This is a genomic window from Shewanella sp. ISTPL2, from assembly GCF_013283205.1.
Taxonomy (GTDB): Bacteria; Pseudomonadota; Gammaproteobacteria; order Enterobacterales; family Shewanellaceae; genus Shewanella; species Shewanella oncorhynchi.
Window position 1 is genome coordinate 1,270,971 of the sequence record NZ_JAAPAV010000001.1, and the last position, 16,491, is coordinate 1,287,461.

Sequence of the window (16,491 nt, forward strand, 5' to 3'; positions counted from 1 at the left end):
GAGCATAATCATTTAAGTGTTAACTGAACTGTAGCCCAGTATTTGGGCTACAGCCTTACTTCAGAATATCAAGGAATTAAAATGAAACTGACCGCAGAAATTAGCATGTATCCCTTTAATGAAAATTACCTCGATCCTATCAAGTGGTTTATTGGCCGCGTGGATAGCTATCCCAATATCGAGCGCGTGACTAATGCGATGGCAACTCAAGTGTGCGGCGATTATTTAGATGTGATGACTATGCTGGCGACCGAGATGCAAGCGGCCCATGAGAAGTGGGGCAAGGCGGTATTTGTGTGTAAGTTTATCGGTGGTGAGCTGAATTTAGCTCACAGCGAATAATGATTGACCGCCATGTAAGCGACAAATAGGCAATGAGAACAACACTATGACAGATTTATGGTTAACCTTGGTCGAGAGCGTTAATACGGCCTTTGGTGAAGTCCATGTGATGACCGTATGGGAAGTCCTCGCGGTATTGTTGGCGATGGCATATTTACTGCTGGCGATGAAGGCCAGTGTGTGGTGCTGGGCGGCGGCCTTTGCCAGTACCGCCATTTACACTGTGTTGTTTTGGAAGGTGTCGCTACTGATGGAGTCTGTGCTTAACGTCTATTACATGGCGATGGCGCTCTATGGATATTGGCTCTGGACCCAAGGTGGTGATAAGCATCAAGGAGTAAAAGTGACCACTTGGCCATTGAAAACCCATTTAAAGTTGATCGCAGCGACGGGTGTGATTTCGCTTTTGGTTGGTCACGGTATGGCGACGTATACCCAAGCCGCATTCCCGTATCTTGATGCGGCGACAACCTGTTTCGCCGTGATGACGACTTATTTAGTGGCAAAAAAGGTACTTGAGAATTGGCTTTATTGGGTGGTTATCGACATAGTGTCGATTTACCTTTATCTCAGCAAAGGCTTGATGCTGACATCCTTGTTATTCGTGCTTTATGTGGGTCTGGCGGTCGTGGGGTATTTCCTGTGGCGAACCGCGTTAGCCGACGCCCGTGAAGCTAATACCTTGAAGTTACTCAGTTAATGCTCGATATAAACGCCTCGATGGAACGCTCAGCAGGCGAGCCATTCAAAGCACTTTACCCCATACTCAAAAGTGCAGGGCTAGTTAACGTGTTAAGTATTCATGAGCTTGCGGGCGGCTTAAGTAATCACAACTATAAAATCACTACGCCCACAGGCAGTTATGTGCTGCGGGTGAATGCGGATGCGGCGGACAGTTTTTGCAACCGCCAGCAGGAGCGTTTTTACTGGCAGCAATTGGCTCAAGCTAAACTTGCTCCTGAACTGTTGTGGGTGAGTGAAGATGAGCGTTATTACCTCAGTGATTTTATTGAAAGTGATTATATTGAAAGTGACGATATTGAAAACGAGGTCTTAATCCACTGGCCAGCGTTAGAGCGCCAAACGAGTGCTGCTGATTTTGTGCTGGGGCAATCGACGTTTAACTATTCACAGTTTCCGGCAGCAGAACAAGAAACGCATCCTAACCAAGCCCATTGTTTGCTATTGGCGTTATTGCTGCAATTACGCGATCTGCCTACAGGGCCTTATGCTATTAGTATCACTGAGCAGTGGCAGGAATATCACCAGCAAATGCTTGCCTATCAGGCTTCTGCAACATTTAGTGAGCCAGTATTAAGGCGTGCTGTGCCATTGAAGCAGGGTAGTGATATTGGTGATAGCAATACTCGTGATTGGAATGAGCGGGTGGCTAAGCTGCTTGCAATTCAAATTGAAATCAAACATTGGTGTGATGAGTTAGCAGCTTGCATAATCAAGCCGCAGTTTTGCCATCGTGATCTTAATCCCCATAATTTGTTACTCAAAAATAACCGCTTGTGTTGTATCGATTTTGAGTATGCGACGGCGTCGCATCCACTGTGTGAGTTAGCTGTAGTGTTAGCGACCCATGGGTTAACGGCCTATCAGCAAAGTCTGTTGGTGAAACAGTATCTGAGTGGACATCCTTATGTTACTGCACAAGCCGTAACGGCAGTACCTGCCGCTATTGACATGTATTGGGTATTTGCTTGCTACTGGGCATTATTGATGGCAGCGCAAACAGAACCCAGTCGTAGCGCCGACTACCTTGCTTGGTTTGATTGCTTCTGGCCGCTGATCACCCCCAAATAGCCATTATTGCGTGTGCTTAGTTTCCATCTGATGATAATGGCTCATTCCCTTATGGCATTGACCGCGCTATGGTGGGACATGCGGGTAGAACATACTGAAAACCTTTATTAGACAAACTTGTTTGATATAAAAAGCAACTTTATATAGTCTCAAGCGTCTTATTAGCAACAATTCTAGGATGGATTATTCAGTATGAAAAAAGGCGTGATGCTACTTGTGTGTCTCTTAGGCTTAAGCGCCTGCTCCACTAAATTCAGTTACCATTTCCTCGACTGGGCCATCGGCTGGGAGCAAGAGGATTATGTTACCTTAGATAAATCTCAGCAAAAGGCATTCGATTCCCTCATTGAAAAATTTGTCATTTGGCATCAATCCAAAGAGTTAGCTCATTATGTGGTGCAATTGACCGAAGTCGAAGGCCTTATAAAAACCAATACGTTAACGCCAGTGCTATGGGCAGATCATGTGAATATTGCTAAGCGGCATTGGTTTCGATTGTTTGAGTTCGCCTTGCCCGAGCTTCTACCTATCATAATGTCTTTGTCCGATGAACAGGTGAAGCAGATCCTCACAAAATTACGGGAGGAAGAGCAGGAGCTCGTTAAAGAATTTGCGGGTAAAACCCCTGAACAGTTACAAAAAGATGCCGATGAAAACCTTCAAACCCAATTTGATGATTGGCTTGGAAGTGTAACTGCGGAGCAAAAAGTGCTTATTCACCAATATAATCAACAGCGTTTATCTACCTTAGATATGTGGCTTGAGTACAGACACGAATGGTTACGCCAGTTTGAGGTTGCACTGGGTCAGCGCGCCGATAAAGCATTATTAACCGAGCGTTTGACCTTGCTGATGACGCAGCCCGATGAGCTTAAGTCAGAGCAACATAAAGTGTTTTTACGTAAAAATACTGAGGCATTTGGGACTTTGTTGTTGGCGCTGAATGCGAGCTTATCGGAGCAGCAGTCTAAGCATTTTTATAAAAAGTTAGGTGGGCTCATTCAAGATCTCAAGGAACTGAATCAGGAAGCGATTGAAAAAGAAGCCTAGGCCATGAAAGATTTATTGCCTTACTAGGGTCTATTCCTGCAAGCCAATAAATCAGCCTACTAACTACTAAATAGAGACCTTATGCCACTCGTATCCCTTTACCAGAAACTGCTCAATATGAGCCGCTATTTCGAAGGCTTAGCACCATTAGCCCTTAGGATTTACCTTGCACCTGTGTTAATGCAAGCAGGCTATAACAAGCTCGCTCACTTTGAAGATACGGTTGCTTGGTTTGCCAATCCCGATTGGGGCTTAGGTCTGCCAATGCCGGCGTTAATGGCAGGACTGGCGGCGGGAACTGAGTTCTTTGGCGCTATCTTGTTACTGCTTGGGCTCGCGACGCGACTGATTTCAATCCCTTTAATGGTCACTATGTTGGTCGCCGCATTGACTGTGCATTGGCCAAATGGTTGGTTAGCGATTGCCGATGGTAGTTCTTGGCTTGCCAATGACAGAGTGATTGAGGCAGGGGATAAACTGATAAAAGCCAAAGAGTTATTGCAGGAGCACGGTAACTATGACTGGCTGACTAGTTCAGGTAATTTTGCTGTGCTTAATAATGGTATTGAGTTTGCGATCACCTATTTTATTATGTTGTTGGCGCTTTTTACCTTAGGTGGTGGTCGTTACACTAGCCTAGATTATTTCATCGCTAAGCGCTGTGGGATTAAGTAAGTCTTTCTCAAGCGGGCCCAATTGTTAACTGCATCGGATTTTCAAGCGCATTTAATTTTTAAGTCCACTCAATTGTTAAGTGCACTCAACAAGTTAAATCCCACTCAAGCGGTGGGATTTTTTTATGCCTCTTTGTCAGCAATTTGCTATGCTTGAGCGCAATTTATATCGAACTAGGATAAGAACTTGGACGCTATTGAACTTTTACTCACTCGCCAATCAACCCCACGATTAACTGCTCCTGCTCCAGATGCGAGTCAATTAAAAATCATCTTAGATGCTGCCATTCGTGTGCCAGATCATGGCGCTTTAGCGCCATGGGAATTTATTATTGCCGTAGGAAAAGGGTTAGATACCTTGGCAGATATCTTTGTTGAGGCAGCGAAAGCGAGCGGCGCCGATGAGGATTTTGTCAATAAAGCTAAGGGCATGCCAATGCGCGCGCCTATGGTGATTACTGTCGTGGCGAAAACGCAGCAACATTCTAAGGTCCCCGTACTTGAACAGCTCATTGCAGCGGGTTGTGCGACCATGGCGATGCAGCAGGCTGCCTTTGCCTTAGGTTTAGGTGCAGTGTGGCGTACAGGGGATTTTGCCTTTGATGCGAATGTGAATATTGCTTTAGGTCTTGAGCCACACGATCAAATTGTCGGCTTTTTGTATGTGGGGACGCCAGCCGTTACCGCTCCCAAGAAACCGCAAAAGGACGGCAGTCAGTACGTCCGTTATTTATAAATCCGCCTCTTTTTTTAGTGGAGAAATTCTATGCAAGTTGCGCGAACTCCTAGACTCATCCTGCGGCAGTTAACCCCAGCCGACGCTTCTTTTATGTTAGTCTTGCTCAATAGCCAAGGTTTTATAGAGAATATCGGGGATAGAGGAGTACGCACACTTGTGCAGGCTAAGGATTATATCGTCAATGGACCGATGAAAAGTTATGCCGAGTGCGGTTTTGGTTTTTATGCTGTAGTGCTCGCCGAGAATGGATTCACTATTGGCATCTGCGGTTTAATCAAACGGCCGACACTGGACAATGTCGATATAGGCTATGCTTTTTTGCCGCAATATTGGGGCAAGGGCTATGCATTCGAAGCGGCTAAAGCCGCTTTTGACTTAGGTAAAAGTTTAGGTATTGAGCGTATTGTCGCGATTGTTAGCAGCCATAATAGTGCTTCAAAAGCTTTGCTGAACAAACTTGGATTACACTTTGAGCGTTGTTTGCAGCTCAGCCCAGATGATGCGCCTGTTGAACTGTTTGGTTAACGTTAACGTGTTGTTTATATAGGTTTTTATTTTATTGTAATTCCGTCTTCTTTATTCTAGAATTTCGCAAAATTTATCGTTGAGATATGGCAATCATATCTCTTATCGACGCCCCTCGAAAATCAGGCTCACTTAATCCCTCCTTGAGCCCTTGAGTACAGCAAAAGCGTAGCCCTTTTTTGGATGTAGCATAATGGTTTCGCAATTAAGTGAAGCAATGCTGGACGTGATCGCTGATGCCTTGGTAGACAAAGGCTATATCTTTTTATCTGACTTAGTTCCTCTCTGTATTAGCCAAGTACTATTGGAAAAAATTCAATCAACTGAAATATATGAATTAAAAGCTGCCTCTATTGGTCGAGGTTCTGAACAGCACTTAAATCCAGACATTCGTCGTGACAGAATACAGTGGCTAGAAGAGCAAAATGAGCCCGATGCCCAGTATCTTGAGTTGATGACACAACTCAAAAATGGCTTGAATCGTCGCTTGTTTATGGGCTTATTCGATTATGAAAGCCACTATGCGGTATATCAGCCTGGGGCCTTTTATAAAAAACATGTTGATGCACTTAAGGGCAGCCAAAATCGTATTTTAACCACAGTGTTTTTCTTAAATCCTGATTGGAAAGCGGCAGATTGTGGAGAGTTGATTATCTATGATGAAGCCGATATTGAGATTGAGCGCATCGCGCCTAAAATGGGCCATTTTGTGATTTTCCTCAGTGAGCGTTTTCCCCATGAAGTGACCAAAACCTTGGCACAGCGCAATAGCATTGCGGGCTGGTTTAGGGTCAGTAACAGTGTTCATGGCTTTTAACTTTAGCTTTTAACTTCACCTGATAACAAACGCCTAAATACTGCCCACAGGTTTAGGTGTTTTTGCTCTCGATTGTCGCTTTTGGTCATAGTCATCACCAATCACCAATCACCAATCACTTATCGCGACTGCGCAATGTCATTGGCTATTTCTCGGATATTGATTGGCCATCACGGCGTGTTCTTCCGCAGCAGTATTTATTCCAACCTGTTTTAACTACCTTCTACTCATTTTTTCAATTTTTTTTACACTCTTAAGCTTTAGGTAATCTAAGCCGCCGAAAATGGAATGAATTTGTCCAATCATGCTGAAAATAGGGTGTTTTTTTATTCTCGTTTAATGTTAGGCTAGATAAAAACGTGCGCTACAACACACTTTTCTATCATCTAACGGAGGCGATACTGTGGGCTGTGAAGATAACTTAGGTTGTTTAAGTGGTGAGCATATTGTACTTGAGCCCTTATCTTTGTCCCATGTGGCGGCATTGAGTCTCGCCGTCACAGATGGTCAACTTTGGCGTTTATGGTTTACCAGTGTCCCTGAGCCAACTGAGATGAAGCTCTATGTGGCTAAAGCACTCGAAGAAAAAGCGCGGGGCCTGAGTTTTCCCTTTGCGGTGCGGGATAGAGTGTCAGGGGAAATCGTCGGATGCACGCGAATTTGCAACTGGGAGTCTGATAATCGCCGTCTTGAGATTGGATACACTTAGTATGCTAAACGTGCCCAGCGCACTGGGATTAATACTGAAGCTAAACTGCTGTTATTGACCTTTGCTTTTGAAACCTTAGACACCATTGCCGTTGAGTTTCGTACTCATTGGCATAACCAAGCTTCGAGACAAGCTATTGCAAGACTGGGCGCTAAGCAAGATGGTGTATTGCGAAATCATAAGATTCTTAAGGACGGCACTATCCGCGATACCGTGGTGTATTCCATTATTGATACCGAGTGGCCAACGGTGAAAAACAGTCTGCAATTTCGATTGCGACAACGACCGCCAACACTCTAATGATAAATAGGAAAGGCCCATGGCAAGCATTATAACTCGAGTAGATGTGACTCATGTCCATGAGGTTGCAGTGTTATTCAATGAGTACCGACAGTTTTATGGGCGTAGGGATGATCTCGCGGCTGCGGAGCAGTTTATTCATTCAAGAGTGTCAGATGGCTCATCGGTGATATTTATAGCCAAAGATAATCAAGGGCTTGGATTAGGTTTTATTCAAATGTATCCCAGTTTTTCATCGTTACGCTTGGCCCCTATGTTGATCCTCAATGATGTGTATGTGACTCAACATGCCCGATGTGTCGGTATTGGGCGGGCGTTAGTGCTACAGGCCGCCAGTTATGCCAAAGCGCATAATATGAGTTATTTGATGTTAGAAACACAGCAAAAAAACCAGCGCGCGCAGGGCTTGTATGAAGGTTTAGGGTTTGTGCGTAACCAAGATTTTTATATCTACGAACTTGAGCTCCACCGAGGGCTTGAGTAGGTTTATTTATGGCGATTAAAAGGAAAAGTAACATGTTAACTCAGGTAAAAACGTTAGTATTAGGTGGTTTAGTCTTAAGTGCCAGTACTGCAGTTTGGGCTGATGAAGCAGAAAAAGCGTTTAGTAAAGAAGCCATTGAATGTGCCGCTTACTATCAAATTAGCTCAGAAGCCATTGGCGCGATGAATGCACCGCAAATGCAGGCCGTGGGTGAGCGTTTAAAAAGTTCTAAAATTGAGTCTGAGAATTTAGCTAAGAAATACAGCTCTGAAGCAGAGGTCACTCAAGCGGTTGCCGATGCTAAAGCCCGTCAAATCGAAAGCTTAGGTGGGTCAAGCAACTTAGGTGCGTTAATGGGTAAATATAAAGAAGAATGTAAAAACCTGTTAGCCGATCCACAAAAGCGTTTAAATTATTGGACTATGGCAACTATGTAATCGTAGGTTTTAGTCAGGGTAATCGTTTACGGATTGTGAAGAGAAGGAGCCTGATGGCTCCTTTTTTGCGTTAAAGTTCAATCACTAAGGAGCTGATGGGTCATTCATATTGAGTCGGTTTCCCCATAGATTTTAGCCCCGTTTGGTTTAGGGGCTGAGAACCAAGTTGCTTATTTTCGCTCGGCTGAAACTCAACCGCAGTTTTTAGGGTCTTAGTTACATGGTCAAGTATTTAAGCCTTGGGTTTAAATTTTCCTCAGTTTTAAATTCTTAGTTCAGTTTACGATATTCAAAGATAATCAAATATGAGTACTAAATAGGAGCACTATGGTATTAACAATAATGGCAGCGACTGTTTTGAGTGCTGGAGTCTGTGGCTACCATTTAATCTATGGTAAGCGGGTTTTATTGGCGCCGCTCTTGAAGGCGAATGTGTCACAGCAAAGCAAGCAAATGCTACTGTGCTTATTTCACTGCCAATCGGTATTTTTTGTGGTTTCAACGGCTGCACTTTTAGCCTGTGCACTTAAGGTGATCCCTGGGATGTATGCCTTTAGCCTGTTGTTATTCCTCGGGATGAACTACGGGATCTTTGCGATTTGGCAGTTTTATATTGCCACTCTGAGTCCACCAAATAGTGGCCAGATGATCATAGTGCAAGCGCTGATTTTCTTGCTCATTGGTATTTTGGCTATGCTAGGGCCACTCTTGTCTGCCGCGTAAATTGCTCATGATAGTTTGTAAATCATCGCGATTGAAGCGTAAGAGTTTGAAAAACAAACAGCGAATTATGGGGTTAATTGAATACCGTATTGGGCGGCGAGTTCAGCGAGCTTACCATTATTGATGAGCAGTTCAATCCAGTGTGAGAGCCTTTTGCTATCGAGCTGTGAACTGGGGTTGAGTAAAATGCCATTAGCGTATTTTTGATCCCATTCATCTGATATTAAAAGTAATTTTCTCTCTTCTGGATGAACCTTTAAATAATACTGTAGGTAAGAGTTAGTCACGGGTGCTATGTCGGCGCGTTCACGCAGAATACTTTCGATAGAGGCGTTATTGTGACTGACGAACAAGGGGCGAAATTGTTTTGCCAGCGTGTTCGCATCGGTTTCAAAGTGGGCAAACTGGTAGTGATATCCTTTGATAAACGCAATTGACTTGTTGGTTAAGTTTTTGAAATAGCTTTGGTTATGAGCTTTAGTTTTAAGTGCAATAAAGACTTCACCATCTATCATATGTAGCGGAATAAACTGAGTCGCTATTTTTTGCCATCCCCAAGCGGGATTCTCAAAGAGCATCATGTCGAAGCGACCTAAGGAATAGGCTTTATATCTGTGCTCAATACTGGTGACGGCAAATTTAAAGACCACTTCTTGTTGTACTTGATTTAATGCATTAATGATATCGAGTGTGAGACCTGTGTAACGGCCGTCTTGTTGTTGATGGACATAGGGAGCAAATTGATAACCACCGACATGAATTGTCGGAATTGACTTGGGAATCGCTGGCGACTGAACTTTATCTTGGGCGATAGCCGTGATAAATGCGCTAATGCTTAAGGCTAAACAAAAGAGTAGACGACACAACTGGCTCAATATCATAGTCACCCCTTGTTATTTTTAGCATGAATGATTTTTTACAAGTATACACAATTTAATTTGTTCAATGCTGTCGATAAAGTGCGAATTTTAAATCTGTCATAGTAAGCTAGCGCAAACAGGATGAGGGAGATTTCACATTGAGCAAGATAAAATCTCAAGTGTGTGGTTGGGTTGAACAGGGACATATCACGCAAGAGCAGGCGAATAAGCTTTATCGACAGGTGACAGTCTTGCCGGATGGGTCTAGTTGGCGTCGCTTAATCACTCATTTATTATTCTGGTTCGGTGCGTTAAGTTTTGCATGTGGGGTGATTTTTTTCTTTGCTTATAATTGGCAATCTTTGGGGCGATTTGCCAAATTTGGACTGATTGAAGTGGCGATAATACTCGCTATCACCGCATTTGCTTGGCTCTATTATCGTGCCAACATTTATTCCCCTGTTAGTTCTTATCGTAAAGACTGCACTTTTGGTGCGACGACCACCAATGGCGTGCTACTGGCCGCAAGTGTGTTAGTTGGTGGCTTATTGGCGTTAGTTGGGCAAACCTATCAAACGGGCGCCGATCCTTGGCAGTTATTCGCGCTATGGGCATTCGTTATCTTACCCTTTGCTTGGGTGGCGGGATTTGATGGTTTGTGGCTGTTGCTGGTGGGACTGCTAAACCTCAGCATAGGGATATTTCTGGATTCCTTTTCCCATTTCTGGGGATTATTTTGGGGCGCTCAAGGACAATTGCTGATCTTTATCTGTTTGAATTTAGTTATCTATTATGCTTTTGTACTTTTAGACCACAAAGTCGCGGGGCGCTGGCATGCGCCAATCCTTGAATATGCCTGTTCATTGTTTGCTATGGGCTGTTTTACTTGGTTAATCACTTGGCTTATTTTCGACGATTTCCTTGAAAGTGATAGCTTCAGCACTGGGATCTTCTGTGGTTATTTTGCCCATCTGATATTCGGATTCGTTATTTTTCGTTATAGATTACCACGCATATATCCCTTGGCCTTGGGCGGTTTTAGCCTGATTGCCGTAGGCGCCGCGTTACTGATAAAGCTGATGTTTGAGGATAATGACCCCATAGGTGGATTTTTGTTTATTGGGCTTTATATCATTTTGGCAAGCACAGGTTTGAGTATTTGGTTGAGGGAGCTAAGCCGGAAACTTAAACCTCAGTTTGTAGGAATCGCCACCCAAGGGAGCGTGGGCGTGGGAGATGTTCATGAGCAACAATAATGGTTTACAGGATAGCGAAATGATCACTCGACCCTGCACTGATAGTGTTACGTCAATCGACGCTTCGAGTGAATTAAGTCTAATCAAACACTGGCAAGCTTTGTATGCCGAAGGCAATGTTAGTGCAGCTCAAATGCCAGAAGACCATGATATCCCTTGGTATATTGCCACTATGCAGGCGTTTGCTGCTTGGATAGCGGCGTTGTTTTTATTGAGCTTCATGATGGCAGTGTTTGGTGCCATTTTTGAGCATGTTGAAGAAGATGTCATTTTATTTATCGGCTTAACCTATTTAGCCTTGGGGGTTGGGCTGTATTTTTTACCGCGGCAACAGATTTTTATTGAACAATTTGCTTTTGCCGCCTGTTTGAGTGGTTTGATCAGTGTGGCATGGGGATTATTTGATTTAATTAACAATGATTTTAGCCTCACATGGTATCTCTGTATGGTGGGTATTACATTGTTACTGTGGGGCTTGATTGCCCACGGGCTAGCCCAGTTTGTATTCGCTTTTTGCTTAAGTTGGTGCGTGATTGGCCTGATGGCAAAATTTGAACTGCTCAATTTTAGCCCGAGCCTTTTTGCCGTAGTCATTAGTCTAGTGTTATTAAATATCAATCAGTTCGGGCGTCATTATCGCAGGGCTCGGATGCTCATCTATGGTTTCGCACTCGCGTTGCTTTCGTTGCAGTTGATGCACGCTTTTAGTATGGACAGTATTTTTGAAGCCTTATTTAGCCCTTGGCAGCAAAGCCTGTGGCTGACACTGACTCATCTGTTGATTATTTTCGCTATTTGCGGATTTTTATTGGTGACAATCTTGCGCGAGCGCCAGCAATCACTAAGCTCACCAGCGGCGCTGGGGTGTGTTATCGGTTTAGTCATCGTTAGCGGTTTATCCTTACCTATGCAGGGTTTATCAACGGCTATTCTATTGATCTTGCTTGGTCATTATTGCAACGAGTCTTGGTTGAAAGGTATGGGAATGGTGTCGGCGCTGTTATTTGTCAGCGGGTATTATTATTCCCTAGAGACGACTCTGTTACTTAAATCTGGTTATTTGATGGGCTTAGGCGCCTTGCTGTTGGTGGCAAGGTTAGTGATGTGGCGGTTATTTCCTGCCAATGAAAATGCCAAGGAGACTATGTGATGGGCAATGTGAAGGGAAAACTGTCGGCCCCACATAAATGGGCGCTGGGCATAGTACTGTTCACGACTGTTGCGATTCTCGCTGGCGTGAATTGGCGCATTTTCAAATTCGAACAACTGCTTAATCACGGCCAAGTGGTGCGTTTTGCATTAGCACCGGTCGATCCGCGCTCATTAATGCAGGGTGATTACATGGCGCTTGAATATGCCATTGCGCGCGATGTGCGTAGCGCCTTAGCGCCGCAACAAATGCAGGGGCAGTTATTACTGGCTGTTGATGGGCAAAAAGTGGCGCGTTTTGTGGACTTTTATACCGACCAAGCACTCGGTAAAGATCAACTACGAGTGCAGTTTCGTGTCCGTGGTAATCAAATTAAGCTCGCATCGAACAGCTTTTTCTTTGAAGAAGGACAAGCCGATCATTTTAGTGCAGCAAAATACGGTGAGTTTAGAGTGAATTTACAAGGTGAGTTACTGCTCGTCAGTTTACTCGATGAAAAGCTTCAGCCCTTATAACCCTGTGTCAGGATTGTCATCCATTGGTTCTGCTTACTTGATTAACCTCGATTTATCTCTGGCCGCACTGTGTAGTGCGGCCAGCATCTCCCGTACTGCTTTCTTCCTAGTTCTGATCGCTAAATCGCACGAATAACATCCACCTTAAGTTGCAACTTTGATGCAACCAATTTGTAACCTTGACCGCCTATAGTATTGTCAGTCTTCGAGGTGACATCACCTTGAAGCATCTAAGCGCATCAATTAAATACCAAATATTAAAACAATACATTTAGGGGTCTCAATGTTTAACACTAAAACTGTGCTGGCGTTAGCCATCAGCAGCGTTTGTGGGCTTGCCCATGGCGCGGATAATTTGATCATTTCTGAATATGTCGAAGGCAGCAGCAATAATAAAGCTATCGAACTGTATAACCCAACCGCGGGCGCTATTGATTTAAGCCAATACCAATTGCGCTTCTATTTTAATGGCAGCACAAACGTCGGCACGACCATTGCGCTCACTGGCTCATTAGCGGCGGGGGCGACTTATGTGGTTGCCGATAATGACTCTTCTGCCGATATTCTTGCGGTTACCAATCAACAAAGTACCGCCAGCTTCTTTAACGGCGACGATGCGATTGAACTGACCTATCAAAATCAAGTCATTGATAGTTTAGGCCAAGTCGGTGTTGATCCCGGTGCCGAGTGGGGCAGTGGTGATCTCTCCACTCAAGATAATACCCTGCGCCGTAATCCTGATCTGCTGATTGCCGATCCTATCAGTACTGATGCAGTAAGCTTTAGCACTTGGCTAGGTTTTGCTAAGGACGATGTTTCTGATCTTGGTAAGTTCAGTGCGGGTACGCCAACCGATCCCGTCGACCCTCCACCAAGCTCTTTAGTGTGCGGCGAAGAAGCCACAGCAATTCATGCGCTTCAAGGCGCGGGCGCTGCTAGCCCTCTCAATGGTCAAACTTTAGTGGTTGAGGCGGTTGTCGTCAGTAATCAAGAAGCAGGTCTTAAGGGCATTTTTGTACAAATGGCCGATAACGAAGCCGATAGCGATCCCCAAACCTCGGAAGGTGTGTTTGTGTATACCGGCACTGCACCCACAGCTTATGTGGCAGGCGATCGTATTCGTTTAAAAGCCAAAGTCACTGAATATCAAGGCTTAACTGAACTAACGACTTTATCTGATCACAAGTTGTGTGCCACAGGACAAACGTTACCGACGGCCGCGCTAGTGACCTTACCTGTTAACAGCAGTGATGATTTTGAGCCCTTTGAGGGCATGCGTGTTCGTTTTAGCCAAGATTTAGTGGTGAATGAAGTCTACAATCTAGGCCGTTATGGCGAGATTTCATTAGGTAGTCAGCGCCACTTTATCGGTACGCAAGTGGCTGCACCGGGCGCGGATGCGCTGGCAGTGAGTGCGGCTAACCAACGTGACAGTATTTTATTGGATGATGGTTTAACGGCGCAGAATCCTGATCCTGTGCAATTCCCCGCACCAGGTCTGAGCGCATCAAACACAGTGCGTGTAGGCGATAAAGCCACATCGCTTACGGGTGTAATGCACTATGGCTTTAATTTGTATCGCATTATGCCAATCGAAACGGTGAACTTTGTGGCGGAAAACCCACGCCCAATCGTACCCACATTGGTTGAGGGCGGTAATCTAAAAGTCGCTAGCTTTAACGTACTTAACTACTTCAATGGTGATGGCCAAGGTGCAGGATTCCCAACTGCTCGTGGTGCCAATACGTTAAGCGAATTTGAGCGTCAAAAGGCGAAGATTGTCAGCGCCATGGTGGGCATTAGTGCCGACGTATTTGGTTTGATGGAAATCGAGAACGATGGCTTTGGCGCTAATTCGGCCATTGCTGATTTAGTCGCAGGTTTGAATGCTGCTGTGGGTGAAGCGCGTTACGCTTATATCGCGCCAACAGGCATGAATGCGATTGGCACCGATGCCATCACAGTTGGCTTGATTTATCGTAGCGATAAAGTCACGCCGCAGGGCACTGCACGCATTCTATCCAGTGCAAATTCGCCATTGGATGATGACCAAAAGCCTTTGTTTGACGATAGCAAAAACCGTCCAATGCTGACCCAAGCCTTTAGCGTGAACGGCAGTGAAGAAGGCGTGGTGGTTGCAGTTAATCACCTTAAATCTAAGGGCAGTGAATGTGCGGGCGATCCTGATCTCAATGATGGTCAAGGCAACTGTAATATCACTCGTACCCGTGCGGCGACGGCTGCCGGTCAATGGATCAGCGAGCAATATCCAGATCAAGGCGTATTGTTGATTGGTGATTTGAACGCCTACGCGAAGGAAGATCCATTAACGGCGTTAGGTAACGCGGGCTTTAGTGAGCTGTTTGCCAAACTTGAAAAGCCGAACCCTTATTCCTATGTATTCTCGGCAGAATCGGGTCAGTTGGATCATGCTTTAGCGAATGCTGCCTTATTAGATAAAGTGGTGGATGTAACTGAGTGGCATATCAATACCGACGAACCGCGCGTATTAGATTATAACGAAGAGTTTAAGACGCCTGCTCAAATCCAAGACTTATTCGCTACTGATGCGTATCGCTCATCGGATCACGATCCTGTGGTGATTTCACTCTTGCTCGACGCGGAAAAAGTCGCGCCAGTGGCCAGTTTCACTCAAGTGGTGAATGGCACTGCGGTGCAACTGACATCCACTTCAACCGACAGCGACGGACAAATCGTGTCTGCCGAGTGGCGCTTTGGTGATAACACAGTGGCAGTGGGTGAGGTAGTGACTCACAGTTACAGCCAAAGCGGTGAGTATCTTGTCACGCTAACAGTGACGGATAACGACGGCCTAACCCATAGCACGTCGCAAACGGTGTCTGTGGTTGTTGGAGAGGTGAAACAACCACCCGTTGCGCAAATTCAACGTATCAATTTATTGTTCGTCGATATGTTTATCTCGACTAGCTATGATACCGATGGCGTAATCAAGCAACATAAATGGACGTTCGACAATGGCACCCGCGCTAACGGTCAAGTGGTACTCCGCCTTGCCCGTCGTGGACAACACACTGTTGAACTGACCGTTAAAGATAACGACAAGTTAACGGATACCACGACGCTGACGTATCGTTAAGCCCATCTATTATTCCGTTAATTTTTAAGTGACGCCAAGCCCGCAGCCGCGGGCTTTTCTTTTTGCCCAAAAGCAAAATAAAGTTGTTGTCAGTTGTGACGCATCAATTTTCATTGTTTCCCCAGTGACTCATCACCTCTTTATTTAACAAGAAGCCTCCCTGAGGGCTCTAATAAAATATCCCTGTTTTAGAAGGTTACAGGTGCAACAATGCCAATTTTAACTAACCCTTCTGCTGTTCGTTTAGCTAAAAAGCTATTGCCACAAAGTTTACCACAGCTTGAAGTTCAGCCATTTGTTGTCTGATAATTTGAGATACATAAAGTAATGACTACCAAAAAGTAATGACTACCAAAAAGTAATGCCTGACCATCAGGGATTTCATAAATCGTTACAGTTGATCAGACTTTGAAGTGATTCTCGGGAGCAAAATCTAGTATTTGGCGTTAGCTTTGGGTTAAAGCACTTCTGCTCCATTCTTAATTGAAACCAGTAGACTCGTCGTATCAAGCTTGGATAATTGACCGGCCTTTGTTAATGAGTATTGTTGTGCTTACAGCTATTTTGGAAAAATAAGGCAACAAATCAACAAATAATAATGTGTGATTTTTCTTTTTTTCTATATGTATAGAACGTTAATTGGGATCTGAGGTGACGGTAAAACAAGAAAGTAATCTGTTGATTTATTGAGCAGTGATAATGCAACAATTCAGCGCAAAATGTTTAGCCATGATTCAACCATGTATGGTTGGGGAGTAGAGCCCCAATGCATTAATCTTTCGTTAATAACAACCGCTGGTGAGCTCACCACTCTATAGTCCATCATCACTTCTGGATTTGACTCCATAATCAAGTTAATACTGATGCCACGATTAGTCGCGATAGTAGTGATTAACGCTGCTGTACTTGTGCATTTTGTGCATCCATTGCCCAAAACTTTTATGTATAGCATTTTTTACACTCTCACAAAATGGATCATT

General features: G+C 44.5%; 17 protein-coding genes and 1 pseudogene. 16 read left to right on the forward strand and 2 right to left on the reverse strand.

What is annotated here, in order from left to right; all coding sequences use genetic code 11:
* Positions 1–81: 81 nt before the first annotated feature.
* The 12 genes and pseudogenes from HUB64_RS05730 (at position 82) to HUB64_RS05785 (ending at position 8,612) form a co-directional block, all read left to right on the forward strand.
* On the forward strand, positions 82–342 hold the full coding sequence (locus HUB64_RS05730; RefSeq protein ID WP_028760297.1) for a hypothetical protein: 261 nt from the start codon (positions 82–84) through the stop codon (positions 340–342).
* 46 nt (positions 343–388) lie between these two features.
* Positions 389–1,042: a nicotinamide riboside transporter PnuC gene (gene pnuC / locus HUB64_RS05735; RefSeq protein WP_168823956.1), complete on the forward strand. Its 654-nt coding sequence runs from the start codon at positions 389–391 to the stop codon at positions 1,040–1,042.
* Positions 1,042–2,154: a phosphotransferase gene (locus HUB64_RS05740; RefSeq protein WP_173496560.1), complete on the forward strand. Its 1,113-nt coding sequence runs from the start codon at positions 1,042–1,044 to the stop codon at positions 2,152–2,154. The genes pnuC and HUB64_RS05740 overlap by 1 nt, the downstream gene beginning before the upstream one ends.
* A 192-nt stretch (positions 2,155–2,346) precedes the next feature.
* Positions 2,347–3,204 (forward strand): DUF6279 family lipoprotein, encoded by an 858-nt coding sequence (locus HUB64_RS05745; protein WP_173496561.1) that lies wholly within the window; start codon positions 2,347–2,349, stop codon positions 3,202–3,204.
* A gap of 81 nt (positions 3,205–3,285) precedes the next feature.
* Positions 3,286–3,879, forward strand: coding sequence for a DoxX family protein (locus HUB64_RS05750; protein ID WP_173496562.1), 594 nt, complete (start codon positions 3,286–3,288; stop codon positions 3,877–3,879).
* 186 nt (positions 3,880–4,065) lie between these two features.
* Positions 4,066–4,614: an NAD(P)H nitroreductase gene (locus tag HUB64_RS05755; RefSeq protein WP_173496563.1), complete on the forward strand. Its 549-nt coding sequence runs from the start codon at positions 4,066–4,068 to the stop codon at positions 4,612–4,614.
* A 30-nt stretch (positions 4,615–4,644) separates the two neighbouring features.
* On the forward strand, positions 4,645–5,142 hold the full coding sequence (locus HUB64_RS05760) for a GNAT family N-acetyltransferase (RefSeq protein WP_173496564.1): 498 nt from the start codon (positions 4,645–4,647) through the stop codon (positions 5,140–5,142).
* Between the two features lie 193 nt (positions 5,143–5,335).
* Positions 5,336–5,959, forward strand: a complete 624-nt coding sequence (locus HUB64_RS05765; protein ID WP_173496565.1) for a 2OG-Fe(II) oxygenase — start codon at positions 5,336–5,338, stop codon at positions 5,957–5,959.
* 403 nt (positions 5,960–6,362) lie between these two features.
* Positions 6,363–6,968: pseudogene (locus HUB64_RS05770) on the forward strand (GNAT family N-acetyltransferase).
* A 19-nt stretch (positions 6,969–6,987) separates the two neighbouring features.
* Positions 6,988–7,452: an N-acetyltransferase gene (locus HUB64_RS05775; RefSeq protein ID WP_173496566.1), complete on the forward strand. Its 465-nt coding sequence runs from the start codon at positions 6,988–6,990 to the stop codon at positions 7,450–7,452.
* Between the two features lie 32 nt (positions 7,453–7,484).
* Complete coding sequence (locus HUB64_RS05780) at positions 7,485–7,889, forward strand: hypothetical protein (RefSeq protein ID WP_105252762.1); 405 nt, start codon at positions 7,485–7,487, stop codon at positions 7,887–7,889.
* Positions 7,890–8,216: 327 nt separating this feature from the next.
* Positions 8,217–8,612 carry a hypothetical protein gene (locus HUB64_RS05785; RefSeq protein WP_105252761.1) on the forward strand — a complete coding sequence of 132 codons (396 nt, stop codon included), beginning with the start codon at positions 8,217–8,219 and terminating at the stop codon, positions 8,610–8,612.
* Between the two features lie 65 nt (positions 8,613–8,677).
* On the opposite strand, the gene HUB64_RS05790 is transcribed toward HUB64_RS05785, so the two are convergent.
* Positions 8,678–9,493, reverse strand: coding sequence for an ABC transporter substrate-binding protein (locus HUB64_RS05790; protein WP_173496567.1), 816 nt, complete (start codon positions 9,491–9,493; stop codon positions 8,678–8,680).
* A 137-nt stretch (positions 9,494–9,630) separates the two neighbouring features.
* Between HUB64_RS05790 and HUB64_RS05795 the strand changes: the two genes are divergently transcribed.
* The 4 genes from HUB64_RS05795 (at position 9,631) to HUB64_RS05810 (ending at position 15,511) form a co-directional block, all read left to right on the forward strand.
* Positions 9,631–10,728, forward strand: coding sequence for a DUF2157 domain-containing protein (locus tag HUB64_RS05795; RefSeq protein ID WP_173496568.1), 1,098 nt, complete (start codon positions 9,631–9,633; stop codon positions 10,726–10,728).
* Positions 10,715–11,878 (forward strand): DUF4401 domain-containing protein, encoded by a 1,164-nt coding sequence (locus HUB64_RS05800; protein ID WP_173496569.1) that lies wholly within the window; start codon positions 10,715–10,717, stop codon positions 11,876–11,878. The genes HUB64_RS05795 and HUB64_RS05800 overlap by 14 nt, the downstream gene beginning before the upstream one ends.
* On the forward strand, positions 11,878–12,393 hold the full coding sequence (locus tag HUB64_RS05805) for a GDYXXLXY domain-containing protein (protein ID WP_173496570.1): 516 nt from the start codon (positions 11,878–11,880) through the stop codon (positions 12,391–12,393). The genes HUB64_RS05800 and HUB64_RS05805 overlap by 1 nt, the downstream gene beginning before the upstream one ends.
* A 283-nt stretch (positions 12,394–12,676) precedes the next feature.
* A complete protein-coding gene (locus tag HUB64_RS05810) occupies positions 12,677–15,511 on the forward strand; it encodes an ExeM/NucH family extracellular endonuclease (protein WP_173496571.1) in 2,835 nt (944 codons plus the stop codon).
* 709 nt (positions 15,512–16,220) lie between these two features.
* Here the strand turns inward: HUB64_RS05810 and HUB64_RS05815 are convergent.
* Entirely contained in the window at positions 16,221–16,463 is a 243-nt protein-coding gene (locus tag HUB64_RS05815; RefSeq protein ID WP_168823976.1) for a thioredoxin family protein, read from the reverse strand.
* Positions 16,464–16,491 lie beyond the last annotated feature (28 nt).